The sequence below is a fragment of the Mariprofundus ferrooxydans PV-1 genome (assembly GCF_000153765.1).
In the GTDB taxonomy this organism is placed as follows: Bacteria; Pseudomonadota; Zetaproteobacteria; order Mariprofundales; family Mariprofundaceae; genus Mariprofundus; species Mariprofundus ferrooxydans.
Window position 1 is genome coordinate 1,316,663 of record NZ_DS022295.1, and the last position, 24,183, is coordinate 1,340,845.

The 24,183-nt window shown below is 53.5% G+C and carries 21 protein-coding genes; 4 read left to right on the plus strand and 17 right to left on the minus strand.

The window, feature by feature from the left end; genetic code table 11:
• Positions 1–148: 148 nt before the first annotated feature.
• Complete coding sequence (locus tag SPV1_RS12930; RefSeq protein ID WP_009851674.1) at positions 149–982, plus strand: TIR domain-containing protein; 834 nt, start codon at positions 149–151, stop codon at positions 980–982.
• Positions 979–1,533: a hypothetical protein gene (locus SPV1_RS12935; protein ID WP_040881879.1), complete on the plus strand. Its 555-nt coding sequence runs from the start codon at positions 979–981 to the stop codon at positions 1,531–1,533. The genes SPV1_RS12930 and SPV1_RS12935 overlap by 4 nt, the downstream gene beginning before the upstream one ends.
• A 357-nt stretch (positions 1,534–1,890) precedes the next feature.
• On the opposite strand, the gene SPV1_RS12940 is transcribed toward SPV1_RS12935, so the two are convergent.
• A complete protein-coding gene (locus tag SPV1_RS12940) occupies positions 1,891–4,536 on the minus strand; it encodes a DUF748 domain-containing protein (RefSeq protein ID WP_009851676.1) in 2,646 nt (881 codons plus the stop codon).
• A 209-nt stretch (positions 4,537–4,745) separates the two neighbouring features.
• On the opposite strand from SPV1_RS12940, the gene SPV1_RS12945 reads away from it, so the two are divergent.
• Positions 4,746–5,900, plus strand: coding sequence for a PilT/PilU family type 4a pilus ATPase (locus SPV1_RS12945; protein ID WP_018295413.1), 1,155 nt, complete (start codon positions 4,746–4,748; stop codon positions 5,898–5,900).
• A gap of 109 nt (positions 5,901–6,009) precedes the next feature.
• Here the strand turns inward: SPV1_RS12945 and tsaE are convergent, their stop codons facing one another.
• The 12 genes from tsaE to SPV1_RS13005 all read right to left on the minus strand — a co-directional run bounded on the left by tsaE (position 6,010) and on the right by SPV1_RS13005 (position 16,979).
• Positions 6,010–6,432, minus strand: a complete 423-nt coding sequence (gene tsaE, locus SPV1_RS12950) for a tRNA (adenosine(37)-N6)-threonylcarbamoyltransferase complex ATPase subunit type 1 TsaE (RefSeq protein ID WP_009851678.1) — start codon at positions 6,430–6,432, stop codon at positions 6,010–6,012.
• A 4-nt stretch (positions 6,433–6,436) separates the two neighbouring features.
• Positions 6,437–6,901, minus strand: a complete 465-nt coding sequence (locus SPV1_RS12955; protein ID WP_009851679.1) for a CBS domain-containing protein — start codon at positions 6,899–6,901, stop codon at positions 6,437–6,439.
• Between the two features lie 85 nt (positions 6,902–6,986).
• Positions 6,987–8,852: a phosphomethylpyrimidine synthase ThiC gene (gene thiC / locus SPV1_RS12960; RefSeq protein ID WP_231288406.1), complete on the minus strand. Its 1,866-nt coding sequence runs from the start codon at positions 8,850–8,852 to the stop codon at positions 6,987–6,989.
• Positions 8,853–9,298: 446 nt separating this feature from the next.
• Positions 9,299–10,501: an anthranilate synthase component I family protein gene (locus tag SPV1_RS12970; RefSeq protein WP_196795131.1), complete on the minus strand. Its 1,203-nt coding sequence runs from the start codon at positions 10,499–10,501 to the stop codon at positions 9,299–9,301.
• Between the two features lie 122 nt (positions 10,502–10,623).
• Positions 10,624–11,868: a beta-ketoacyl-ACP synthase II gene (gene fabF, locus SPV1_RS12975; protein WP_009851683.1), complete on the minus strand. Its 1,245-nt coding sequence runs from the start codon at positions 11,866–11,868 to the stop codon at positions 10,624–10,626.
• Between the two features lie 3 nt (positions 11,869–11,871).
• Positions 11,872–12,111 carry an acyl carrier protein gene (gene acpP, locus SPV1_RS12980; protein ID WP_009851684.1) on the minus strand — a complete coding sequence of 80 codons (240 nt, stop codon included), beginning with the start codon at positions 12,109–12,111 and terminating at the stop codon, positions 11,872–11,874.
• Positions 12,112–12,216: 105 nt separating this feature from the next.
• Positions 12,217–12,957 carry a 3-oxoacyl-ACP reductase FabG gene (fabG, locus tag SPV1_RS12985; RefSeq protein WP_009851685.1) on the minus strand — a complete coding sequence of 247 codons (741 nt, stop codon included), beginning with the start codon at positions 12,955–12,957 and terminating at the stop codon, positions 12,217–12,219.
• A 7-nt stretch (positions 12,958–12,964) separates the two neighbouring features.
• Positions 12,965–13,906 carry an ACP S-malonyltransferase gene (gene fabD / locus SPV1_RS12990; protein ID WP_009851686.1) on the minus strand — a complete coding sequence of 314 codons (942 nt, stop codon included), beginning with the start codon at positions 13,904–13,906 and terminating at the stop codon, positions 12,965–12,967.
• Positions 13,907–14,014: 108 nt separating this feature from the next.
• Complete coding sequence (locus SPV1_RS12995; RefSeq protein WP_009851687.1) at positions 14,015–15,034, minus strand: beta-ketoacyl-ACP synthase III; 1,020 nt, start codon at positions 15,032–15,034, stop codon at positions 14,015–14,017.
• Complete coding sequence (plsX, locus tag SPV1_RS13000; RefSeq protein WP_009851688.1) at positions 15,031–16,089, minus strand: phosphate acyltransferase PlsX; 1,059 nt, start codon at positions 16,087–16,089, stop codon at positions 15,031–15,033. The genes SPV1_RS12995 and plsX overlap by 4 nt, the downstream gene beginning before the upstream one ends.
• A 56-nt stretch (positions 16,090–16,145) precedes the next feature.
• Complete coding sequence (gene rpmF / locus SPV1_RS14215; RefSeq protein ID WP_081442008.1) at positions 16,146–16,325, minus strand: 50S ribosomal protein L32; 180 nt, start codon at positions 16,323–16,325, stop codon at positions 16,146–16,148.
• 105 nt (positions 16,326–16,430) lie between these two features.
• Positions 16,431–16,979 (minus strand): YceD family protein, encoded by a 549-nt coding sequence (locus SPV1_RS13005; protein WP_009851690.1) that lies wholly within the window; start codon positions 16,977–16,979, stop codon positions 16,431–16,433.
• Between the two features lie 282 nt (positions 16,980–17,261).
• On the opposite strand from SPV1_RS13005, the gene SPV1_RS13010 reads away from it, so the two are divergent.
• Positions 17,262–18,233, plus strand: a complete 972-nt coding sequence (locus SPV1_RS13010; protein WP_231288407.1) for a serine hydrolase — start codon at positions 17,262–17,264, stop codon at positions 18,231–18,233.
• Here the strand turns inward: SPV1_RS13010 and SPV1_RS13015 are convergent.
• The 4 genes from SPV1_RS13015 to SPV1_RS13030 all read right to left on the minus strand — a co-directional run bounded on the left by SPV1_RS13015 (position 18,133) and on the right by SPV1_RS13030 (position 23,991).
• Positions 18,133–19,395: a serine hydrolase gene (locus SPV1_RS13015; RefSeq protein ID WP_009851692.1), complete on the minus strand. Its 1,263-nt coding sequence runs from the start codon at positions 19,393–19,395 to the stop codon at positions 18,133–18,135. The two genes, SPV1_RS13010 and SPV1_RS13015, sit on opposite strands and share 101 nt — an antisense overlap.
• Positions 19,392–22,355 (minus strand): PEP/pyruvate-binding domain-containing protein, encoded by a 2,964-nt coding sequence (locus tag SPV1_RS13020; RefSeq protein WP_009851693.1) that lies wholly within the window; start codon positions 22,353–22,355, stop codon positions 19,392–19,394. Before SPV1_RS13020 ends, SPV1_RS13015 begins: the two co-directional genes overlap by 4 nt.
• A gap of 97 nt (positions 22,356–22,452) precedes the next feature.
• Positions 22,453–23,232 carry a Rossmann-fold NAD(P)-binding domain-containing protein gene (locus SPV1_RS13025; RefSeq protein WP_009851694.1) on the minus strand — a complete coding sequence of 260 codons (780 nt, stop codon included), beginning with the start codon at positions 23,230–23,232 and terminating at the stop codon, positions 22,453–22,455.
• Positions 23,233–23,520: 288 nt separating this feature from the next.
• A complete protein-coding gene (locus SPV1_RS13030) occupies positions 23,521–23,991 on the minus strand; it encodes a tetratricopeptide repeat protein (RefSeq protein WP_040881880.1) in 471 nt (156 codons plus the stop codon).
• Between the last annotated feature and the right edge of the window lie 192 nt (positions 23,992–24,183).

Here is a 24,183-nt window from a genome sequence, read left to right on the forward strand (position 1 = left end):
CACCTACCCGAATTTGCAATCCGGACCGTCCTAACCTAGGCTGATGAACAAGGAATCAGGGGGGAAGATATTATGATCACCTGGCAAAAAGATACGTGCGTATATTAATATGTTAGCTGTGAAAAGATGGAGAAACAATTAGAAGACTATGAGCAATAGAAAAAGAGTATTTCTCTCATACTGCCATGCTGACATTGAAGTAGCCTTAGACATTGAAAGAAGGCTTCGAGATGACAGCATTGAAGTTCTAAGTAGCTTTGATCTTGACCCAGGTTCAAATATTCAAACCAACCTGAAGTACTTTGTCGAATCTAGTGACATTGTTCTATTGCTGCTATCTAAAGACTATTTCAACTCTGTTTACAGCGGGAAAGAGCTGTACGAATTTCTCAATGAAAGTAATAAAAGGAAGGTCTCCGTCATTCCAGTCGCCATTGAAAGATGCAATATTCCTTGGCAGTTGAAAAATCTTAATACAATTAATTTATACAACAATATCGATTCTGGAATCGAATCATTAAAGCGGCAAATCAATGTTTTAACACATGTGAGTTTTGATAATTTCTCCGCGGAGAATTTTGAGGAATTTACGTACTTGTTGCTGAAAGAGTATGGATTTAAAAATATAAGGCGCGAATTTCATAGCTCTGACTACGGGATTGACTTTGTTGCTGAAGCCTTCACAAAAAACCCATTTGGCTTCACGCAAAAGGAAACATGGATTGTTGAAGTTAAGTTTTATAGGAACGAACGTTTTAGCATAAATACAATAAAGCAGCTATTTGAATATAAGCGCAGTGTATTGCCTCATGATAGCAAGATGCTACTTATTACTAATAGTATTTTAACGTCCGTTGCAGAAGAGTATCTTTCTGACCTTCAGAAACACGAGAACACCCAAATAGAGGTTATTGATGGCATAAAGCTAAAAAAACTCATCGCAAAACGGAAAAAGCTAATTAATGAGTTTTTGCCATCATGAGTCAGGTTAACGACTTTATAATGGCATTGGATAACTGCCCATTAGGGAATGCTGGTTGGGTTCAGTTCGAAGATTTATGTACGGATATTCTTTCATTTTTGTTCGTCCCGCCCTTGAGTCCACCCAATAGGCAAGCAAGAACATATTCGGGTGTTAATAGAAGAGATGCGGTCTATCCGAACAGGAATATCACCCAAAATAATAATCCAAATTCCAGTAATTGGCATCATCTGTTTCTCGAACTAAATGCTCGAATGATATTGGTGGAGTATAAGAACTATGACAATACTGAGATCGGTCATGAAGAAGTAAACCAAACTAGGAATTACTTGACGAACCCAATGGGAAGGCTTGCACTAATGGTTTGCAGCAAGCAACCTAATGAATCAGCTCACCGTCAAAGAAATACTGTTTTTACTCAGGATGAAAAAGTTATCGTTTTCTTAGACAAGGAGCAATTGAAGGAAATGCTGGCCATGAAGGAAAGGGGGGAAGACCCCTCGGATTTGATAATTGACTTGGTAGAAAGGTTTTACATTCAACATGAGTAATAGTCAGCTAACAAGTAGCTCCACCGGACAAAATACTCGCTGCGCTCGCATTTTTCCGGTGAGCTAAGCGTTGGGCGTAAAAAAGAGATGAGTCATGGATGTATCTAAAGAAACAAAAAATAAAAGGGGTCAGGACTTGTTTTGCGCATTTCCATCGGCAGATTTAATAATTCGGGCAACTGGGGTCGGATCTTGAATATTGAATCATCATAGCCCTCCCCTCTTTGGTAAGGTTAAATGTAAACCTTCCAATAGGTGAATGTCTATGTTTGGCCAAAAGCAGACCCATTCAAGCAATAGATTTATTTGGCAGGCCATGCATGGCCTGCCCGGAGGCATCGGATTCATCAGCTCTACCTAGTCGAGCAACAACTCAACTCTGGGTTTAGCCTTCTTTTTTTCTGCATCAATCTGCGGGCGGCAGCCGAATAGCTGATCTGCTTTCACACCATGTGAGGCAATAGCCTCCTGCACATGATTCGAGCGCGCTGTCGCCAGCTCCAGAAGCTGTTGATCACTCATGGCAGATGCAGGCGCCTGAGCCTGATCCGCCGCTACCGCCACGCCTTCGCCGGAGGTGGCAACGCCGCAAATCTGCAAACGCAACCCCTTCTCCTTCATCAACCCGGCAATCTTGCCGGCATATTCGGCCATCGGGGCAGTGAGGGCACTGCTGCGTGGCTCAAATATAATCGGCGTCAATCTGGGCTTGGCCGCATCACTAATCATACCGCTGGCCAGATTGGCCGCGAGGACAATGCTGCCGTAAGGCTGCAGAACCAGTGCAGCGTAAGTCATCGCGCCGGATGAGAGTGAGGAGAGCAGTGCCTTGTTGATAATATCATGGATATTGATATTCGGATCAGTCAGCAGCCCCTTGACCGGCACATCCAGCGCAATATCCCCGCGCCCGTCACGCAGCATATCCAGCGACATACCAAGCGGCATCGTCAAACCCTGCGTCGCCGTACCCTGCTGCGCGGAGTCCCCCAGCGTCAGACCGCGTAACATCAACTTGTTGGCCGAATCGATATGCCCGTCGGCAATGCTCACCGTACTGTCGAGATCCAGTTGGCCTGTACGGATAGATTTGCCAAAATCCGGTTCAATATATCCGGAGAGCTCCGGCATTTTAAAGCGTTTCAGGCTGACTTTGAGCTGTGTCGCAGGTGAAGGTCCCGGCCGCACCTCTCCTGTCACAACCAACTGCCCCGCCTCGCCCAGCTTCAACCGCATATCGAGTGACCCCTTACGTTTACCGGAGAGATCAAGCGGCGCCAGACGCATCTTTTCAACCACCATACGGGTGTCAAATGCCGGCAACACACTGGCATCGCGCATCTCCGCCCGACTACCTTTTGCCACAATCAGCTCATCAACAAGCAGCTGGCTGGCAGACTGATGCGGGTCGCTTGCAGCAACCTTATGACTCGCACCCTTCGGTTCTTTTTCCGGAGCGTTACCGGCGGACAGCTTATCAAGGACTGCAATCTTTCCATCCTTCTGCCGCTCGATATGCAGATCCAGGCCGGCAAACTGCAATCGCTTCACATGATAGCTGTCAGCCTTCATTGCCGCCTGCGTCACCTTCACACTGCCGATACGTCCCATGGCATGTCCGCCCACCGCCGGTAACGTCCAGCCGTTCACCAGCAACTGGTCGAAACCGCCGCTCTCTACCCCCGTCATGTGCAACTTGTTCAACTTAATCTCATCCACAGCGACAAGCTTCACGATATTATTGCGCGCACTCCGTCGGGAATCTGTAGCGGAGACAGACGGACGCTCCAGTTGCAATTTACTCAAAGCAAGCGATGCCAGCTGCACCTGCTGTTTGGCATCCACAGCGACAGATTTGAGCAGTAACTGCTCCAGTTTCATCTGATCCCCGTTACCCGGCAGGTTATTCGCCCGCACACCGCCCGCCTCCAGCTGCGCCATCGCTATCGCGCCGGTCGGGTCGACTGTAATCTGCTGCGCCTTTACCCTGTCCACAGAAACATTCGCTGAGCTTTTATTCATATCGGGAGCCGTCACTGAATCCAGTGACAGGGATGCCACCGACACCTTACCGTTTGCCACTACATGAACGTTCTGCAACTTCACCGCTTTCGCACCCATGGCACCGTTGCCGGTCAGGGCGTCAGTGACCTTCGGCGCAACCAGATCCACCATGCCGGCCGTAACCTTGCCATCCATATGCACACCCAGATCACGTATATCAACGGACTCCAGCGACGCCAGCTGCACGCCATCCATATCCTTGAGTGACACACGACCCAGACCAACCCGTAACGTTCCGGTCCTCAAACCGGTCAACAGATCCTGGTTGCCCGCGTCCAACCTGATATCGCCGTCGGTCTCCAGTGTCGTATATGCCAGATTGTAGCCTGCGATTATCAAATCAACCGGCCCGGTCTGGAAGCGCAGGCTCATGCCATGCCGACCTGATGCATCCGCCCCCCGCAGGTGAAGTGTCAGCAGCTGAATCGGCAGCGACAGCGACAGCGGCTTGTCTGACAAACGGCCTTCAAGGTGCAGGTTGATATCACTGAACTGCACATCGGCAGGCGCCACCTGCCAGTCAGATGACCCAGCATCCGCCTCGGGCGTCGCCTCTCCGGCTGTATCATCCAGCCGGATACTGCCAAACTGCCATACGCCGTGTGCATCCTGCTGCACCCGCAGGTCCCCTCCGTGGAGATGCAACGAATGAATCAACACTTTCCGCTTGAGCAGCGGCAACCAGTCCACCTTCACACTCAAGCGACGCACATGCATGCCTTTACCGGCATTCAAACCCACCAGCACAAATGAGCCGGTAAAGGGGTTGAAATCTATATCCTCAACCTGGGCCTGCACGGCGCCGTGATCCCGTAACCAGTGCTGCGCCCCCACACGGAGCACTTCCGGCAACAACGATAACAATATGACGCTCAACAGCAGCAGTGAGCATACCCATATTAACCAGCGGTAGCGCTGTGCCTTCGGCGTATCAGACATATCCGGTTCTCCTTGCTTGTATCTGACCCACTCTCCATGCTGTCGCAGATGGCAAAACGTGTAAAGATTTCACCCCGGATCATGCGTGTCGAAAACAGCGTGTCTGGCACCTGTCTTGCTCCCGCTTTTCCAGAGAAAGTATCGCAATGCCATTTCAAACTGCTCAGTCGGAGGATATACTTCATGACAGCACAACGAACGGAGATCATATGACTGACCAACTTTCCATCCGGAAACTGCTCGCTGTAATGGTCGAGCAGGATGCATCCGACCTCTACCTGATGGCCGGAGCGCCTCCGGGCTATCGCATCAGCGGCAACATCCGTCGCCTTGGTGATACGGAACTCACGCCGGGCATGGTCGAAAAACTGGCCAGTGAGCTGATGAGCGAAAAGCAGAAGGCTGACTTTGCCGATGACATGGAGATGAACCTCTCCACCGCCATCCCCGGTATGGGACGCTTCCGCGTCAACATTTACCGTCAGCGTGGCAGTGTCGGCATGGTCATTCGCCAGATCACAACCGACATCCCGACTATCGACCAGCTCGGACTGCCTCAAATCTTCAAAGAGATCGTGATGAGCAAACGCGGACTGGTGCTGATGGTCGGAGCAACCGGTTCCGGAAAATCATCATCACTGGCAGCCATGATCGATCACCGCAACAGTAATCAGGCCGGTCATATCATCACCATCGAAGACCCGATCGAGTTCATGCACGTTCACAAAAAATGTTTTGTCACACAAAGAGAGGTGGGATCGGATACCATCTCCTTCCAGAAAGCACTGAAAAACACGTTGCGGCAGGCTCCCGATGTAATTCTGCTCGGTGAAATCCGCGAACACGATACCATGGAGCATGCCATCGCCTTTGCCGAGACCGGCCACCTGGCCATGTCCACCCTGCATGCCAACAATGCCAATCAGGCTCTCGAACGCATCCTCAATTTTTTCCCTAAGGAGCAACATGAGCAGATCAGCATGAATCTCTCCATGAATCTGCGCGCCATCCTGTCGCAACGACTGGTCAAAACCGTTGATGGCAAACGTGTTGCCGCCATTGAAATTCTGATCAATACACCGCGCATTGCCGATCTGATCCTCAAAGGCTCTATTGATGAGATCAAGTCCACGATGGCAGCAGGTGAACAACAGGGCATGCAGACCTTTGATCAGGCTCTGTTGAAACTGTGGAAGGCCGGAACGATTAGTGAAGTGGAGGCGCTACGCAATGCCGATTCAGCCAATAACCTGCGCCTGCAGATGAAGATGGACAAAATCGGGGCGGGCGACGGCGCTGTGGAAAGCATGCTGGATAAAAAATCCGACGATGAAGAGGACGGCGGCTTTAAACTATCCATCTGAAACTGCCGGGAAGCGCTGGTTCATTCAGCGCAGAGAAAAGATACGACATTGCAGGGAAAACATATAACTGCTGCCATCTTACTGATGACACACCGGTTACGGCCCACCCTCACCTGCTGATTTCAATCAAACGGGCATCGGGATCGTCATCCACGCAACGTAGCTCCACCGTGACCGCCGTCTCCGGCAGCAGGCCTCGCGCACGCTCCGGCCATTCAATCAGACAGATCCATGGCGGCCGGAAATAGTCACGTACGCCCAGCAGGTCAATCTCTTCGGCATCATCGAGTCGATACCAGTCCATATGAGCAATCCTGCAGTGGCTGCCGTCATACTCCTGAATAATCGCAAATGTAGGACTCGGCAAAGCCGCATCGGTGACGCCCAGCGCCCGCATCACGGCGCGCGAAAACACGCTTTTACCCGCGCCCAGCTCGCCGTGCAAAGCTACGACATCACCCGGTTTCAGACTCTCGGCAAAGCGACCGGCTACAGCAGCCGTATCGGACTCCTGAACAGTACGAAACTGCAATGAATTATCGGTTGGCAACCAGCGCCTTGATCACATCGTGCTTGCCGATCAGGCCGATCACAACATCGCCATCAAGGACCGGCAGGTGATGCACACTGTTGTCACCCATAATCGAGGCAATTTCACTAAGCTCCGTATCCGGCCCGACGGTTCTGACACCGTCACTCGCCAACTCCCCGGCAGTCACCGCCTGCAAACGGGCCAGTTCGCTCTCGAATTTCGCCTCTCCCATCGGGATCACCATATCAAACAGCGCTACAGCCGTTGGCACATGCAGGTTTTTCTGCTGGTCAATCAGGTCGGTTTCGGTCACCACACCGAGCAGGCGCTTGTCTTCATCCACCACCAGCAACCCGGTAATATCTTCCTCACTGAAACGGCGTGCCACTTCGCGAATAGTGGCGTCAGGCTTACAGAACGGCGGCTCGGCATTCATAATATCGCGCGCAAAGACTTTGGTGTATGACATTGTTCCCTCCTGCATCTCATGCACAGTCTAATCAGAACACGGATGAATTAAAGCCCCCGCTCATTCAGCTCCGATCAGCGGAATATCATGCCTTATGATAAATTTCGGAACCGGTCTTCACGAAGGCCTCGGACTGCTCCGCCATACCCGCATCAATCGCTTCAAACGTCTCCATACCGTGCTCATGAGCATAGTCACGCACGTCCTGAGTGATCTTCATGGAGCAGAATTTCGGACCGCACATTGAGCAGAAGTGTGCCACCTTGGCGGAATCCTTGGGCAGGGTTTCATCATGAAAGCTGCGAGCAGTATCCGGATCGAGAGAGAGATTAAACTGGTCATCCCAGCGGAATTCAAAGCGCGCCTTGGAGAGCGCATCGTCACGCTGTTGAGCGCCCGGATGTCCCTTGGCCAGATCCGCTGCATGAGCGGCAATCTTGTATGTAATCACGCCTGCTTTCACATCGTCGCGATTGGGCAGACCAAGATGCTCTTTCGGCGTCACATAGCACAACATCGCACAGCCGTACCAGCCGATCTGTGCCGCACCGATACCGGAAGTGATATGATCGTAGCCGGGCGCAATATCGGTTGTCAGCGGGCCGAGCGTATAAAACGGCGCCTCATCGCAATGTTTGAGTTGCTCATCCATATTCGCCTTGATCATATGCATCGGCACATGACCCGGCCCTTCAATCATGGTCTGAATGTCATGCTTCCATGCAATCTTGGTCAGCTCACCGAGCGTACGGAGCTCTCCGAACTGCGCCTCATCGTTGGCATCGGCAATCGCACCGGGACGCAACCCGTCACCCAGCGAAAAGGAGACATCATACGCCTTCATGATTTCACAGATATCTTCAAAATGGGTATAGAGGAAATTTTCCTTGTGATGAGCCAGACACCACTTGGCCATGATTGAGCCGCCACGCGACACAATGCCGGCCAACCGTTTGGCGGTCAGCGGCACATAACGCAACAGCACGCCGGCATGAATGGTGAAATAGTCCACGCCCTGCTCCGCCTGCTCAATCAGTGTGTCACGGAACAGCTCCCAGGTCAGGTCTTCGGCAACACCATCCACCTTCTCCAGCGCCTGATAGATCGGCACAGTACCGATCGGTACAGCGGAGTTGCGGATAATCCACTCACGCGTTTCATGAATATTCTTGCCCGTGGAGAGATCCATGATCGTATCCGAGCCCCAGCGGGTCGCCCAGGTCATCTTCTCCACTTCTTCATCGATTGAAGAGGTCACAGCGGAGTTGCCGATATTACCATTAATTTTTACCAGAAAATTGCGCCCGATAATCATCGGCTCGATTTCCGGATGATTAATATTTGCAGGAATGATGGCGCGTCCGCGAGCAATTTCATCACGCACGAATTCGGCTGTAATCACCTGCGGAATCGAGGCGCCCCAACTCTGGCCGGGATGCTGGCGGGTGATCTCGCGCAGGTGCTCACGGCGCTGATTCTCACGAATCGCCACATATTCCATTTCCGGCGTCACAATACCCTGACGTGCATAGTGCATCTGGGATACATTCCTGCCCGGTTTTGCCCGTAGCGGCGTACGTACATGCGCAAAACGCAGTTCATCCAGCTTTGCATCACCCCGACGGATACGACCATAGTCACTGCTCAGGTCGGATAACTCTTCGGTATCGTTACGCTCTGCAATCCATGGCGAACGAATCGGCTCCAGCCCACGCTCCAGGTCAATCTCCACATCCGGATCGGTATACGGACCTGATGTATCATAAATCAGTATCGGTGGGTTCTCTTCCAGGCCGGTTCGGGTCGTCGTCGGCGAGAGCGACACTTCACGCATCGGCACACGGATGTCAGGGCGAGACCCCTCAATATAGATCTTGCGGGAATTCGGAAACGGCTGCCGCGCAGCCTGATCATTGCTGATAATCTCCGTTGTATCTGCCTGTGTCGTCATCATTCCTCCAGAAGTCATACCGGTTCAGCGCCGAATGATACCCGAGCAGGCGACTAGGGTATAGATGGTTGATTCGGGAGCCCTCATTCCCCTGCGGATTGGCGCCTGGCAAGCCTTTCAGCCGGGAAAAACATAAAATCACCGGTTGACCTGATAGAGTCAAACAGCTAGAAATCACCTTACTTTCCTTAAGTATAAGGCGGGCTGAAATACTACTATCGGGGGGAAATAAATTGCACACGGCATCTGAGGATCAGGCCACACAGAGCAATGAACATCAGCAGACGAAACAGTGTACAAAAAACGAGAATGAGGGATATATTTTCGTACCCGGCATGAAAAGGGAAGACGGGCGATTTCTGATACCGGAATAAATGATCTCAACAGGGGCTCTTTCAGAGCCCCCTGTTTTTTTCACCTGCAGGAAGAGCCGTTACAACAGGGCCCTAGACCGACAAAGCCCTGAGCAGGCCTTCTGCTTTATGTTCGGTTTCGACCAGTTCGTGCTCAGGGTCGGAGTCGGCAACAATCCCCGCTCCCGCCGCCCAGCTCAAGTTTCCAGCGTAGTGCCAGAAGGTCCGGATGAGAATATTCATATCGGCCGTGCCATCCCAGCCGAGATAACCCAGACCACCTGTATAAGGACCGCGGGCGTTATGTTCCAGCTCGTGGATGATCTCCATGCAATGCACCTTCGGGCAACCGGTAATGGTGCCGCCGGGGAACATCGCTTTAAACAGATCAACGACATCCTTTCCCTGCTCAAGCGTACCGCGCACATTGGAAACGATATGCTGCACGGTGGCATATTGCTCAATCACCATGCGCTCATTCACCTCTACTGTACCCGGCTTACATACCCGTCCAAGATCATTACGTTCGAGATCAACCAGCATAATATGCTCTGCACGCTCTTTTTCAGACAACAGCAACTCCGACCGGAGTGAGTCATCCATCTCGCCCTCAGCACGGCGGCGGGTACCTGCAATGGGTCTTGTGTCCACTTCACCATTCGGATGCATGCGAAACAGACGCTCAGGCGACGCTGAAACCAGCGTCAGCAGATCTTTGCCACTGCCAACACGCACAAATGACGAAAATGGTGCGGAATTCACACGCCGCAACTGATCGTACAGCCCGACCAGATCAGCCTGCTCAAAAGGCACGGACCAGAAGCGGGCAATATTGGCCTGAAAGATATCGCCAGCGCCAATGTAATCCTTCACCCGTTCAACGGCCTGTTTATAAGACGCACCGGAAGTTACTTCCGGTCTGGCCAGCATCTGCAGGGATACGCCGGGTAGCAATACATTGCCTACTTCATCGAGCATCAGCAGCACAGCTTGCACCGCCTGTTCATTTTTTGCTGCCAGATAGATCGCATCACCGTCAAAGCATAGTGAAAAAGTCGGATATAATGTCCACAGCACAGGGCCGGGAACCGCCGTCTTGGGGGCAGGCAGCTCCTCAATCAACGCGCACGCCTCATAGGCGGCATAAAACAGACAACGGATGGCCGGCGAGTGTTCCTGCTCGCCTGCAACCGCATGTTTCCAGCTGTTAAAAAACAGTTCCACATGCTCGACACCGGCATCCTGAGCCAGCGAAACCGACTGTCCGTGTTGTGAAACAAGAAACTGTCTCCCCAAACCGGACGGGTCTTCAAGAACTGCGGAGAAATGATCCGGAAATGCAGAAAAAAGGCCGTAAGCGGAAAGCTTACGGCCCTGATTTGATATGACGCGGAATATCACGTCAGCTCGCGTTTACGTCAGTCGAACTTGCGTACGATAACAGAAGCGTTGGTACCGCCGAAACCGAACGAGTTGGATATAGCCACCTTAATATTAGCCTGACGCGCTTCATGCGGTACATAATCCAGATCACATTCAGGATCCTGATTATCCAGATTAATGGTTGGTGGAACAACACCATTATGTACAGCCAGCACCGAAAAAGCCGCTTCAATGCCGCCGGCAGCCCCGAGCAGATGACCCGTCATCGATTTCGATGATGAAACCATCAGCTTTTTGGCATGATCGCCGAACACCGACTTGATACCCTGTGTTTCTGCCACGTCGCCTGCAGGTGTGGATGTACCGTGCGCATTGATATAATCCACATCTTCCGGATTAATACCCGCACGATTCATCGCTGCCTTCATACAGCGACCGCCACCTTCGCCACCCGGAGAGGGAGAAGTCATATGGTAAGCATCACCGCTCATACCATAACCGATCACCTCGGCCAGGATCACGGCACCACGTGCCTTGGCACTCTCCAGTGATTCCAGTACCAACACGCCGGCACCTTCGCCCATAACAAAACCGTCGCGATCCTTATCCCACGGACGGGATGCACGCTCAGGTTCATCGTTACGCGTGGAGAGGGCCCGTGCAGCCGAGAAGCCGCCGACACCCAACTCACAGATACAAGCTTCGGTTCCGCCTGCAATCATCGCATCGGCAGCGCCGCGGGCAATGATTTCAAATGCATCACCAATGGCATGCGTACCTGTTGCACAGGCAGTCACCGTGGCTACATTCGGCCCCTTGGCTCCGGACATCATCGACACCCAGCCGGATGTCATATTGATAATGGTCTGTGGAATGAAGAACGGAGAGATTTTGCGCGCTCCGCCAGCGTCATAAGCCCGCATGGTCTTTTCAATGGTTACCAGCCCACCGATGCCTGCACCGACAGCCACACCAACACGTTCGGCATTGCTTTCGTCAATCACCAGCCCCGACTGCTCCAGTGCCATCATCGATGCCGCTACGCCAAACTGGATAAACTGATCCATTTTTCGCGCATCTTTGCGATTGATGTATTGCTCGGCATCGAAATCAGGTACTTCACCCGCAATAGTACAGGCCATCCCTTTATCGACCGCATCGAAATAGCTGATGCGACGAATACCCGACTTGCCTGCAATCAGGTTTTTCCAGGTGATATCCGTGCCTGTACCGAGCGGAGTAACCAGTCCTACACCGGTGACGACAACTCGTCTGGTCATAACTTATTCAGCTTTAGCCGCAATATAGTCGATTGCGTTCTGAACGCTCTGGATGCCTTCAGCATCTTCGTCCGGAATCTCAACGCCAAACTCTTCTTCGAAAGCCATCACCAGCTCAACTGTGTCCAGGGAGTCAGCACCCAGATCATCTACAAATGAGGAATCCGGGTTGATTTCACCCTCATCGACATTCAGCTGATCGCCAACGATTTTAATGATTTTAGCTTCGATTTCTGCAGACATATAGTCCTCCCGAAATAATTGTAGGTGCGGCTTCTATCATACGGTTCAGATGCACACAAGTCTGAAGCCGTTCCACCTGCCTGCACAGATGCAGGCAGAAAGAAATTACATATACATACCACCGTTCACGTGCAAGACATGACCGGTGATATATCCGGCCGATTCACCGGCCAGAAACACAACTGCAGCAGCAATATCAGCCGGCTGCCCCAGGCGCCCAAGCGGGATCTGGTCAGTCAGGGCGGCATGTGCATCATCGCCCAGACCTGCTGTCATATCCGTGGCGATAAAGCCCGGAGCAACGGCATTGACCGTAATACCACGCGAACCGATTTCACGCGCCAGCGAACGGGTCATAGCTTCCACGCCGCCCTTGCTGGCACAATAATTGAGCTGACCGGGATTACCCATGCCGGCCACCACCGATGAGATATTGATAATACGACCGCTACGTGCGCGCATCATCGGCTTGAGTGCCGCCTGCATGGCGTTAAACACCGATGACAGATTTGTATCAATCACTGCATCCCACTCGTCAGCCTTCATACGCATGGAGAGATTATCACGGGTAATACCGGCATTATTGACCAGCACATCCAGACGCCCGTAATGCTTGGCGGTCTCCTGCACAAAACCCTGCATCTGTTCCCGGTCGGAAACATCCACCGCTCTGGCCAGCACTTCCACGCCGCAAGCCGAACGAATCTGCTCAGCTGCCTTATCTATCGTAGACCGGGTCGTACCACATATAGCCAGATTGTAGCCGGCTTCCGCCAGTTGGCTGGCAACCACAAAGCCAATACCGCGGCTCGCACCCGTTACCAGTGCTGTTTTCAGATCACCCATTTCTACCTCACTCTCCCGCAATCATAGCCAGACTGGCTTCTATCTGTCCCGGATTCACGCTCACGCCGACCTGCATACCGCTGTCAATACGCTTCACAAGCCCCGACAATACCTTGCCCGGTCCCATCTCCACGCCCTGCCTGATTCCACTTGCTGCCAGTTTCTGCACGGTTTCAGTCCAACGCACCGGAGAGACCAGCTGCGCCACCAGCGCCGTACGAATGCGCGCCACATCCTGCTCAGGAGCGGCGTTTGCATTACTCCATACCGGACAGGCCGGTGCGTGAATTGTGATCTCCTGCAAACGCGCCGCCATGGCGTCAGCCGCAGGCTGCATCAACGGCGTATGCGACGGTGCGCTCACGGCCAGCGGCAATGCGCGCCTGGCGCCCGCTGCCTTGGCATTCACCATCATCCGCTCCACAGCGGCAGCGTGACCCGCCACTACCAGCTGTCCCGGGCAGTTGTAATTGGCCGCCCAGACTTTTTCATCATCGTCGGAAGCCGCTGCACACAACTCTTCCACTACACCATCATCCAGCCCCAGGATCGCAGCCATTTTACCTACGCCTGCCGCAACCGCATCGGTCATAGCCCTGCCGCGGAATTCGACCAGCCGGACGGCATCGCTGAAATCGATAGCACCGGCCGCAACCAGCGCTGAATATTCACCCAGAGAATGACCTGCAACCTGCGCGGCATCGGGGCCGCCTCTCTCTCGCCACAAACGCAGTATGGCCGTGGAAGCGGTCAGCAGTGCCGGCTGTGTAAACTCGGTCTGCCCCAGCATATCGTCAGCATCATCACGAATCAGCGCCGCCATATCGTAGCCCAGTGCATCCGACGCCTCTTCCAGCGTCCGCTCGATAACCTCAATACCATCAAATGCATCAAGCATGCCTTTGGATTGCGAGCCCTGACCGGGAAACAAAAATACAAAATCAGTCATTTTATATCCTTTCTATCATTCACTACGAAGCAGGCAAAACAGACGAAGTCAGGCGATATTGAACCGATCATATGGCCGCAGCAATAAAAACTTCGCCCATAGCCGCTTCTATTTCGACCAACGCAGCAGGTTTGCACCCCAGGCAAAGCCGCCGGCAAACGCTTCGAGCAGAATCAATTGCCCCGTCTCCAGGCGTCCTGTTCGATACAGATCATTCAACGCCAGCGGCACACTGGCCGATGACGTGTTGCCATGTCTGGCTACGGTCAATGCTACCCGATCCATATCCATCTTGAGCTTCTTTGCCGTCGCCTGAATGATACGGATGTTGGCCTGATGCGGCACCAGCCAATCGATATCGGAGTCAACCAGCTCATATTTTTCGAGTATCTCATTAACTACACTGCCCAGCTTGGTAACAGCCACGCGAAACACTTCATTACCTTTCATTTCCACTGCGGCCGCACCGGCAGAGTCCAGCGCAAAATCAGCTGCGCCATGATGCATCTCCGGACTAGACGGCGGGTGCGGATGATGCGCCTTGAGCAGGTCCCGATAAGAGCCGTCAGCATGCAGTACAGAGCCAACCATGCCATAATCAACACTGGCATCACGCGCCTCCAGCACCACAGCGCCGGCGCCATCGCCAAACAGGATACAGGTGCCGCGATCCTGCCAGTTAACAATCCGGGACATCGCCTCTGCACCGATCAGCAGGACCCGCTTGAACATGCCGGAACGCATCATGCCATCCACCTGAGCCAGACCATAAACAAATCCTGAGCAGACCGCCTGAATATCCCAGGCGGGAAAATCCTTGCCGCCCAGCTTGCTCTGAACCACAGTAGCTGTAGACGGAAAAATCATATCCGGTGTCGTGGTTGCCACCACCAGCGCATCGATATCATTGATCGTGATACCGGCATCATCCAGCGCCTGCATTGCGGCAGCTGCTGCCAGATCCGAGGTCATCTGATCTTCGGCAATGATATGACGCTGCTCAATACCCGTACGTTCCCTGATCCACACATCAGTGGTATCGATCATCTTTTCCAGATCAGCATTGGTCAGCACACGTTCCGGCAGGTAGCCGCCAATGCCAGTAATATGTACCGTGGCCAGACTCATGCGTCCATCAGCTCCTGTACCGATTCGGTAATACGGTCGGTCAAATTTTCACTTACTTCCCTGCAGGCCACGCCAATAGCACAGGTAAAGCTGTCTGCATCGGCACCACCATGGCTTTTGACCACGATACCATTGAGACCTAGCAACGGCGCACCATTATATTTACCGGGATTCACCTTATCCTTGAAGCGTTTGAGAGCGCTGCGCGCCATCAGCGCGCCGGTTTTCGCCACCAGCCCGGAGGTCAACTCGGAGCGCATATTTTCAGCCAGAAAACGCGCAGTTCCCTCCATGGTTTTCAGCGCCACATTGCCAACAAAACCATCACAGACAACCACATCAACATCATTACCGAACAGGTCGGTGCCTTCGACATTGCCGATATAGTTAAGCTCTGAATCAGTCAGTTTAGCGGAGGTCAGCTTGATAACATCCGTACCCTTGATCTCTTCACTGCCGATATTCAGCAGCCCGACACGCGGATATTCAATGCCTTCGGCAGCCTGCATATAGCACGACCCCATGATGGCAAACTGAACCAGATGATCAGATGTGCATTCGGAGTTGGCTCCGGCATCCAGCATCAGGGTACGACCATTATTGCTGGCAGGAATCATCGAGGCTATGGCCGGACGATCAATACCGGGCAATGTTTTGAGTATGAACTTGCTGACCGCCATCAACGCACCGGTGTTACCGGCGGAGACCAGCGCATCCCAGTCACCGTCGCGCACCATACGGGCTCCGACATGAATGGATGAGTTTTTCTTGCGGCGCAGGGCCAGAGCCGGAGCATCGCACATGCCGATGATATCGGCCGCAGGCACCAGCGTGACCCGGTCGGTGAGCCCGCGCTTTTCCAGCAACGGGCGCAGCAGATCCTCCTGACCGACAATGCCGAATGTCAGGGGCAACAGAAACTGACTTGCAAAAGCAGGGGAAAGCACTTGCTGCAACGCATCAAGCACCATCTCCGGTGCATCATCACCGCCATGTCCGTCAACAAGGACACGGATTTGCCGTTCAGGACGCTGCTGTCCGAGCTCGTCGCTCAACTGCGACTCCGGTTAACGCCATCCGGACCGGAGCGGTCAGAATTCAAAACAGTGACTCAGTCTTCTACAGATTTTACTTCGCGACCCTTGTAGGTACCACAATGCGGGCAGGCGTGATGCGGACGCATCATTTCGCCGCACTCCGGGCACTCAGACATGCCGGCAGGTACGATCTTGTCGTGGGCCCGACGCATATTGCGCTTGGAAGTGCTGGTCTTTCTCTTTGGTACTGCCATCTCTACTCTCCTGTCACCATACGGTGAACTTTATGCGTGACAATGATAGCACGCGTTCATACTTTCAAACTGTCAGCGGGCCAGTCACTCTTGCCGACCGGTTCGCTATCCGTTGAGCTTCAGCTTACGCAACGCAGCAAACGGATGATCGGAATCATCCCGTGTACAGCTGCACACCTCTGTGTTGAGGTTGCATCCGCAACCAAGGCAGAGACCCTTGCATGCTTCACTGCATACCACATCCGCCTTCCATGCCAGCCAGATATCTTCGCGCAACACGTCCAGCAAGTCCAGTTCGCCCGGTGCCGGCAGCGATTCACAAACACCTTCGTCCGCTTCCGTATCGCGAGCATCGGTGTCATCCGCCTTGCCCAACTGAAAATCCCGCTCCATTACAGAGGAGACCTGCCAGTCAAACGGCGCCGTACAACGACAGCACTCTCGCCTGATCGCAGTGCTCCACTCGCCGCTCAGATGAAAGAGATCACCACTGCGCTGCAGACTGGCCGACCAGTGAACATCACTAACCAGACCCGGTATAGCATCCACTTTCCCACTCTGCTCATCACCCAGCAGATCAGCGGATATCACTGCATCCCAGCTGCGTCCCGATGCCGGCATTCTCTGCAAAGTCATCAGCCATTGCTTCTGCATGCTCACCTCCGGGCGGTACAAAGCAGGCGCGCATTATCAATAATGCTCTTAAACGGTCAAGCACGCTGTTTCCAGACAGTTTTCGATGCATTACACTATATACAAGGCATGTGACTGGCATCACCGCCAGTAAAAATCACTGCTATAGCTTCCACCCCGTAAAGTGTCACAACATCCACCCCACAGGACTACAGAGGTGATGTGACACAGCAAACCGGCACGATTATTGCTGAATTCAGCATGTCACGCTATGTTGGCACTTTTTGTTTATGGAGATTGCTTATGAAGGTATTGAAGTTTCTGTCTGCTCTGATGTTCAGTGCCATCCTGATGGCACCATTTTTTTCTGCCAGTGCAGCAAGCAGCAGCGTCCCTCCCATCCGTCAGCAATCCAACCCTGAACTGCAGCACATGCTGGAGCAACGCATTGCCAGCCTCCATCTGAATGGAGCTGTACGCAACAAACGTTTGTCCATTGCCCTGGTGGATATGACCGACCCGTCAAATCCGGAACTGGCTCAGGTTAACGGCGATGAGATGATGTATGCCGCCAGCCTGCCGAAAATCGCCGTACTGCTGACCGCCTTTGAGCTGATCAAGCAGGGTAAATTGCCACTGAACCGGGAAACACGCGATACCATGACCCGCATGATCCGCTATTCATCCAACAAGGATGCCACCGCCATGATTGATATGGTCGGCAAGGATTATATCAATACGGTAATGGAATCGCCCAAATACCGTCTCTATGACCCGAAATATAATGGCGGGCTGTGGGTCGGTAAGGAGTATGCCGGCGGCACCGCCTACCATCGCGACCCATTGCACAACCTTTCGCACGGCGCCACCGCCATGCAGGTTGCCCGATTCTATTATATGATGCAGACCGGTCAGCTGGTTTCACCCCGCTATTCCGCCGAGATGAAGGGCATCATGGCCGATTCGGGCATCAACCATAAATTCGTCAAGGGACTGGATGCCATGCATAACCCGGATATCCGGATGTATCGCAAGTCCGGCACATGGCGCACCTATCATGCCGACAGCGCGCTGATTGAGCATAACGGACGCCGTTATATTGCCGTTGCACTGGCCGATGATGCGCGCGGCGGTATATGGATGACCAAATTAATCCGCGCAATGGACAACATTATTATGGCTGAACCCCATGCAAGCTACGTAACAGCGCATGCAGGCGTGTCGCCAGTCGCTGGTGGTCCAGAGCCGAGTTCTTCTTCAGTACATTTGATGTAACCGTTACCATATAGTCCAGTCGCGGCGCACCGGCCGGCGACTCAATGATGGCCACCGAATTCATCAGGTTAAAGCTGTTGCCCTTATATTTTCCGCACACAAAACCCTCTTCCGGCTTGCATTTATAAAACGACCCGGATTTAAAATAAACTGCAGCATCCTTAAGCGCGGGTGAAGAGGCATAGCGAATACGGCGCTGGGTCATATAAAGCAGCCGCTTGATCTGCAAGCTCGACCAGGCATCAACCAGCCTCCCCTGCTCCATCAGCAACAGATAGCGCATTAATTCGCGCGTGCTACAGACGCTGTTCGTCCCCGGTACACGTCGCTTGCCTTCACGCGAGAAGAAGCCGCCCTGCCGTAACTGGTTCGGGTTCAGACCATTGCGTACAAGCGGGTCCTGCAAGGCTGAGCGCAGTGCTGCGCTGAGCTCACGTTTCGGCGTTTGATTAAACCAGGCCCGCTGTTGTTCAACAGTGACCGGATAATTGCGACCGAAATGACGCAGTAACAGCACATGTTCGAGCACCATACTCGCCGCAGCATTGGAGCTGGCCGACAGCATCCAGTCCAGCCAGGTCCAGTAGTTAGCGGTATCGCCCTCAACAATTTTTCGTTTTAGCAGGCGCATATGTTCCGGCTGCCAGAACGGCGCCTTGTGATGATCAAAGCGTATAAATTCATTTGCCACAATCATACTGTTGTGCAGCAGTCGCTCCCGGGCCGCCGTATCATCAGGATAAATATCCGCCAGTGCCTGAAACAGCGCCAGCGCTATCACCAACTTGCCCACACTGCCCGGATTGCGCGTATACACGCCATTATGTTCGGCATAACGTGGCTGTGCCGGATCACTGAGATCAAGTACACTGATACTGTAATGATCAGCATCCGCCCCCAGCAAGGCGAGCACACGGTTGGTTAACATGGGGTCGGGGGTGAGCAGATGATCGTCATACACGCCCTGCAGGCGCAACTGCACCTGCGCCTGACTCAACAGTGCCCCCGGCGGCAGCCGGTTTCCGGGCACCTTACCTTGTTGCGCGAGACGATAGCCTTCCAGTCGACTGATACCGGTCTGATCTGCTCCGTCCAAAGGATATGCAGACACCGCACCCGAGAGACCCGACAGCGCCAGCACAAACAGTATAAGCCGGATCATGGCGCGCCCGCCTGCGGCGCCTGCTCCAGATCAACCTTTATCCCAGCAACACCCGGCAACTGTCTGTCCATAGCAATCAGTGCTTCACTTTGCCGTGCACGCGGACTTTCGATAAACGGCCTGAGCTGAAACAGGGCCAGGTGACCATGACGAAACCCGAACTCGATATCGGCCGCCATCGGTGCACCTGCCTCATCCCGCGGCAACGGGAAGTAGCGCACCACATCGGCGGAGAGCTCTCGCAGCTGCTCTGTTTCAGCGGCAGTGAGCAACTGCTCCCGGCCACTCGCCGCTACTTTCTCGACACCACCATTCTCAAGCAGTTTCACCCGCCATGGCGCTGAAGCCTGTGCCAACAGGCGCACCCGGCCTGTCGCACGCTCCACCCTGATCTCTTCGGCAGCCTGTCCGGCTACTGCGCCGCCGACACCCTCGCTGACAGCGACAGAGAGCCAGTTACGATCACCTGTATCAACATCCTCCGTCACCAGAACACCTGACTTCTCGGATGCAAAGCTCTGTAGCAGCATCACTGCAGGGTAGACATGTTCGGGGTGGATCATATGCGACTGTCGCCAGGCGTAGGCCCGTTCTGAAAACGGCGATGCCCACACCTGCTTGATCGCATCTACAATAGCATCCATGCCGACCACATTGGGCAGCGTTAGGTTCAGTCCTGCACCATTAAAGCCGGGCAGATCCTCGACATTGGTATCGCTACGCACAAACACCCCGACATTGTCACCCTTGCCGAATACGCTGCCAAATCCGAAGCGCAACTGTTGCCGAAATCGGGCACCCGGATCGCTGGTGATAATCCACGCACGCAGGCGGGCAAGAAACGCCGATGTTTCCCGCTGGCGCATCAATTTATCGGTTATGTTATCCAGATGGGCGTACTCCGAGCGCATCCAGTCGAACACCGCAGGACCACCCGCAAACAACGGCTGCTCCAGATAGCGGCGAAACACGCCGAAAGGGATCACCAGCCCGGGCGGTACCATCTTCGGATAATGACTGCGCAATTCACCCAGGTTGGCGGCCTTCGGCCCGACAATACGGCCTGAGTCTTCAGCCCGTATGCGTCGCAACGCATACATCGCGTGGTCATTCAGGTTCAGCCTTGTCATATCCGCATCGATATTGATCTGATCTGCAGCCGTATCGGAGCCGAATACGCTATCCCACTGCGGGCCATCCTTGTCAATCTCGACCGAGCCGCGCCGGCTCACGGCCAGCACAACCCGCTCACCGATATGATCACGAATCACACGCAGCAACCCGTCATCGGCAAGCAGATTGGGGATCCCCATATTACGCGCCAGCAACTGCACATGCGAGAGCGAACTGCCTTCGCCGAGCGTAATAATCCCCGCCACCGGCGGCAGATCCTGCGTTGTAGAGGCGAGGATATAGATGCCGTCAGGCCTGAAATACTCCCCTTTGGCCGGTGGCAGAAGCAGCACTCCCCGCTTCAGGCCGGGATTCAGGGCCCGCACATTACTGTCAATCTCGCGCCCGAACACCCTGTGCCGAATGCCAACCAGACGTCCGGCATCGGCTACAAGCTGATCAAGCACCCGTGAATAAAGCAACAACGGGCTGTTGCGCAGTCTCTCAGGCACCATATGCCCGGCCAGTGGCGTTAACACACTCCAGCGCCCGACTGTGGCCGAGAAGTGAAACTCCAGAGAACGCTGTGCCCACTGCGGAATACGCGCCAGATAGCTCAGTGCGGCATAATATTCACTCGCAGCGGGGGATCCCGATGCAAGCAACCGGTCCACTTCATGGTGAAATGCCAGCCATTGCCGCCCGGAAAGCATCCCTGCACCGTTTAAGGCAGCCCCTAAAGCGCGCAGCCAGACAAGACGGGAAGCCCGGCTATCCTGTGGCGATGATTCCAGCAACCGGTTGCCGCGCACAAACACCTCCTGCTCAAGAACCAACGAGGCCTGCAACAGGCGCAGCCTGTCCTCAACCGAGTAGGTGTTCCTGTTCTGCAACAGTCGACGCCATGACTGCATGCGTGATGCGATCAGTGTCATCGTTTCGGCAGGGTCGTCTCCTCTGCCAAGCAGCTCAGCTGCCTCCCCGATCTGACGTTTAAAATCGCGATTACGTGAGTCTGCCGCCAGTTGCTTCAGCCGGGCAATGCCGGTATCCGGGGCGTAGAGTGCATCCAGCATCCGGGCCAGCTGCTCATAGGATGTGGCCAATGAAGGACTGCCGGAATCGCGGGCATAAGCTCTGACGCGAGCAGCATCCAGCTCATCGGGCATGCCGTGAATCTTGACCCGCAGTGTATGAAACCCCGCATCCTTTTCACCCAAATCACTCGATGCCTGTCTTACCTTCGAAGCCAGCTTCGAATCACCGGGCAGTGGCAACATCCGCACCGCTTCGCGCAACAGCAAAAAGCGCTCGGGTGCGCGCCAGGCAGGATCAGCCAGTAAAGCCAGCAGGATTTTCGTTGCCGCCACCTGCTCATCCTCGCTTTGCAGTGCGCCACGATAAAAGCGCGCCCGGCGAAAGACCCAGCCATCGTCAGCACCGATCAGATAACGCTCCAGCAGTATCTGTTTCAACTCATCCAGATTCGGCGTGGCTCCGGTAAAATCGGCCGGTTTTACCGCTGCGAGCACATTGGCAACCAGGTAACCCTGTGCACGCAAAGCAAGGGTTTGTTTGCTCCATTGACCATGTTGCCGTCCGCCACCGTGCTCCCGGCAGACATATTCACCGGTTGGCAGGATGCTGCCATCATTGCAAAACCAGCGGATACGTCTGAATGGTCCCCGCGCCTCCAGCTTAAATCGATCCACCGTGTTTTTGAGTGCTGCTGCATCAAGCTCTTCAGCCCCCAGAGCGAGAGCTGTGTGTAAAGGAAAAACCGGTATAAACAGCACCATAACCATGCCGGTCATCATCACAAAACGGCGCATATTGGCTTGAAACATAGAACAGATTATAGAGTAAAGCACTCCAACATGAAACGGGTCAGCGTAGCCTGGCGTATCCCGAAAAAAGCGGGTTGCTGCTATTTGCTGTAACGGGTCACTTGTCCGATGGCAGAGCCGCTGCCGCGATACGTCGCAGTGCCGGTACCTCCAGCCCCGCCTCATCGGCAATCGCCAGCGCACGCTGCAGCCGTGCCGGAGCCGAGCGGCCCATACATCCGTGCTCCGGGTCCCCGTCAAAAGCCGCCAGCATTCCTTCCACCAGCGCAGTGCGATCCAGTGCCTCACCTACCAGAAACTCCTGAATATCCAGCACATCGCCGGCCACGGAACAGGCCAGCTCATTATGATTCAGCCACAATTCCCGCACATTGCCACCGCACTCAAGACCGGCGATATTCGTAGTCAGAATATAGAGATTCTTGACTACCAGCTCACGCAGCATGGCACCGGCATCAGCCACGACAGAGACCGGAATATTCAGTGCTTCCAGCGCCTGCTTCACCTCATCTGCAAACGGGCCGCAGACCGGCGATGCAATCACCACCTTCGAATCCATGCCCCGCTTCTTTTCGAACCAGACCGAAATCACCGTCGGAGTTTCCAGTCCGTGCTGCTGCCAGTCGCGCGGTAACAACTCATTCTGCAACAACACCAGTTTATCGCGCCACGCATCCGGCAGCTGCTGCAGCGTGGCATGCAGATCCTTCTCCGCCACCGCAACAATAACCATCTCGGGCTCGGACACATCCGCTGCCACCACGCCCATATCCATATCGCGCATCACCGGCACCACCGGATAGCCCAGCCGCAGAAAACCACGCGCAAACACAGACCCGATCTCACCAATGCCAATTACTACTACCGGTTTATTCATACACACCTCACACTCTTTGTCGCCAAAGCCTACGTATCTGCGCGGCAGGTAAAACCATTGAATGCGTAAAGTTTAGTACGCAGAAAAAAGAGCAGCGGCCACTTTTCCCTGAATTTGCGGAACATGCCGGAGTGAACTACTCTCTGCCAAGTGTACTTATCAAAGATACGGGAGGGATCATGATTCAACATTCAAGACTTGACCCCTATCCTTCTATCCTTTGTGACCCGTATCCTTTGCTATCCTTCAACCTTTGATACAACCTGGGTATTGGCTGCTCCACGGGCTTTAATCTTTGCCCATATCCTTTTCCCAATTTGGATGTGCTTTAAATGGAAAGTTTAGCTTTATTGATTTGCAAACTTTATTCAGCTTTATCGAGGGAATATCACATTGGAGAAGTATTTGGTCACTTTCAGATTGCTTGCCCTCATCCTGTAATGCCCTTGCCCAAGTTATTTGAGCATGGGCATAAAGGTATTTCTTTTCTTCGTTATTATATTGCGTGTCGCTTGGTATTAGCTGCATAGCCATACGAGCATCATCGATGGCATGTTCATATTCACCGACCTTGCAGAAGGCAAATCCTCTTAATAGGTGGTATTCAACATTACGTCCTGCCTGCATCAATTCGATTTTCTGAAGTAATTGCAACGCCTCCTTAAAGCTTCCTTTCGAGCATAAATCCAAAGATTTTACCCAGCCTGAGGCAGCTCCCGGAATCGCCCATAAATATTTTATCTTTTTTATCAAGCTCATCGACTGTCCCATGCATCTTTTTAATTAATAGTGACAACACATTTCTAACAAACTCCACCTTCTTCTGAAGTGGCGTTTTGGGGATAGAAGAAGTAAATCCGTTTGTCACTTCGTTTCCCACACGCAGACCATTTTACATCGCCATTTCTTCTTGCTTGTTATTTAACCTACTTGCATTCAAGTCTGTGACGG

What these genes read in the sequence shown, in the direction of transcription:
- SPV1_RS13025 (WP_009851694.1), bottom strand. Translation starts at nt 23,232, where the DNA reads ATGAATAAACCGGTAGTAGTAATTGGCATTGGTGAGATCGGGTCTGTG.
- SPV1_RS12955 (WP_009851679.1), bottom strand. Translation starts at nt 6,901, where the DNA reads ATGTCATACACCAAAGTCTTTGCGCGCGATATTATGAATGCCGAGCCG.
- rpmF (WP_081442008.1), bottom strand. Translation starts at nt 16,325, where the DNA reads ATGGCAGTACCAAAGAGAAAGACCAGCACTTCCAAGCGCAATATGCGT.
- fabF (WP_009851683.1), bottom strand. Translation starts at nt 11,868, where the DNA reads ATGACCAGACGAGTTGTCGTCACCGGTGTAGGACTGGTTACTCCGCTC.
- SPV1_RS12945 (WP_018295413.1), top strand. Translation starts at nt 4,746, where the DNA reads ATGACTGACCAACTTTCCATCCGGAAACTGCTCGCTGTAATGGTCGAG.
- SPV1_RS12940 (WP_009851676.1), bottom strand. Translation starts at nt 4,536, where the DNA reads ATGTCTGATACGCCGAAGGCACAGCGCTACCGCTGGTTAATATGGGTA.
- fabD (WP_009851686.1), bottom strand. Translation starts at nt 13,906, where the DNA reads ATGACTGATTTTGTATTTTTGTTTCCCGGTCAGGGCTCGCAATCCAAA.
- SPV1_RS13010 (WP_231288407.1), top strand. Translation starts at nt 17,262, where the DNA reads ATGAAGGTATTGAAGTTTCTGTCTGCTCTGATGTTCAGTGCCATCCTG.
- SPV1_RS12995 (WP_009851687.1), bottom strand. Translation starts at nt 15,034, where the DNA reads ATGAGTCTGGCCACGGTACATATTACTGGCATTGGCGGCTACCTGCCG.
- acpP (WP_009851684.1), bottom strand. Translation starts at nt 12,111, where the DNA reads ATGTCTGCAGAAATCGAAGCTAAAATCATTAAAATCGTTGGCGATCAG.
- SPV1_RS13015 (WP_009851692.1), bottom strand. Translation starts at nt 19,395, where the DNA reads ATGATCCGGCTTATACTGTTTGTGCTGGCGCTGTCGGGTCTCTCGGGT.
- fabG (WP_009851685.1), bottom strand. Translation starts at nt 12,957, where the DNA reads ATGGGTGATCTGAAAACAGCACTGGTAACGGGTGCGAGCCGCGGTATT.
- SPV1_RS13005 (WP_009851690.1), bottom strand. Translation starts at nt 16,979, where the DNA reads ATGCAGAAGCAATGGCTGATGACTTTGCAGAGAATGCCGGCATCGGGA.
- SPV1_RS13020 (WP_009851693.1), bottom strand. Translation starts at nt 22,355, where the DNA reads ATGTTTCAAGCCAATATGCGCCGTTTTGTGATGATGACCGGCATGGTT.
- SPV1_RS13030 (WP_040881880.1), bottom strand. Translation starts at nt 23,991, where the DNA reads ATGAGCTTGATAAAAAAGATAAAATATTTATGGGCGATTCCGGGAGCT.
- SPV1_RS12930 (WP_009851674.1), top strand. Translation starts at nt 149, where the DNA reads ATGAGCAATAGAAAAAGAGTATTTCTCTCATACTGCCATGCTGACATT.
- thiC (WP_231288406.1), bottom strand. Translation starts at nt 8,852, where the DNA reads ATGACGACACAGGCAGATACAACGGAGATTATCAGCAATGATCAGGCT.
- SPV1_RS12935 (WP_040881879.1), top strand. Translation starts at nt 979, where the DNA reads ATGAGTCAGGTTAACGACTTTATAATGGCATTGGATAACTGCCCATTA.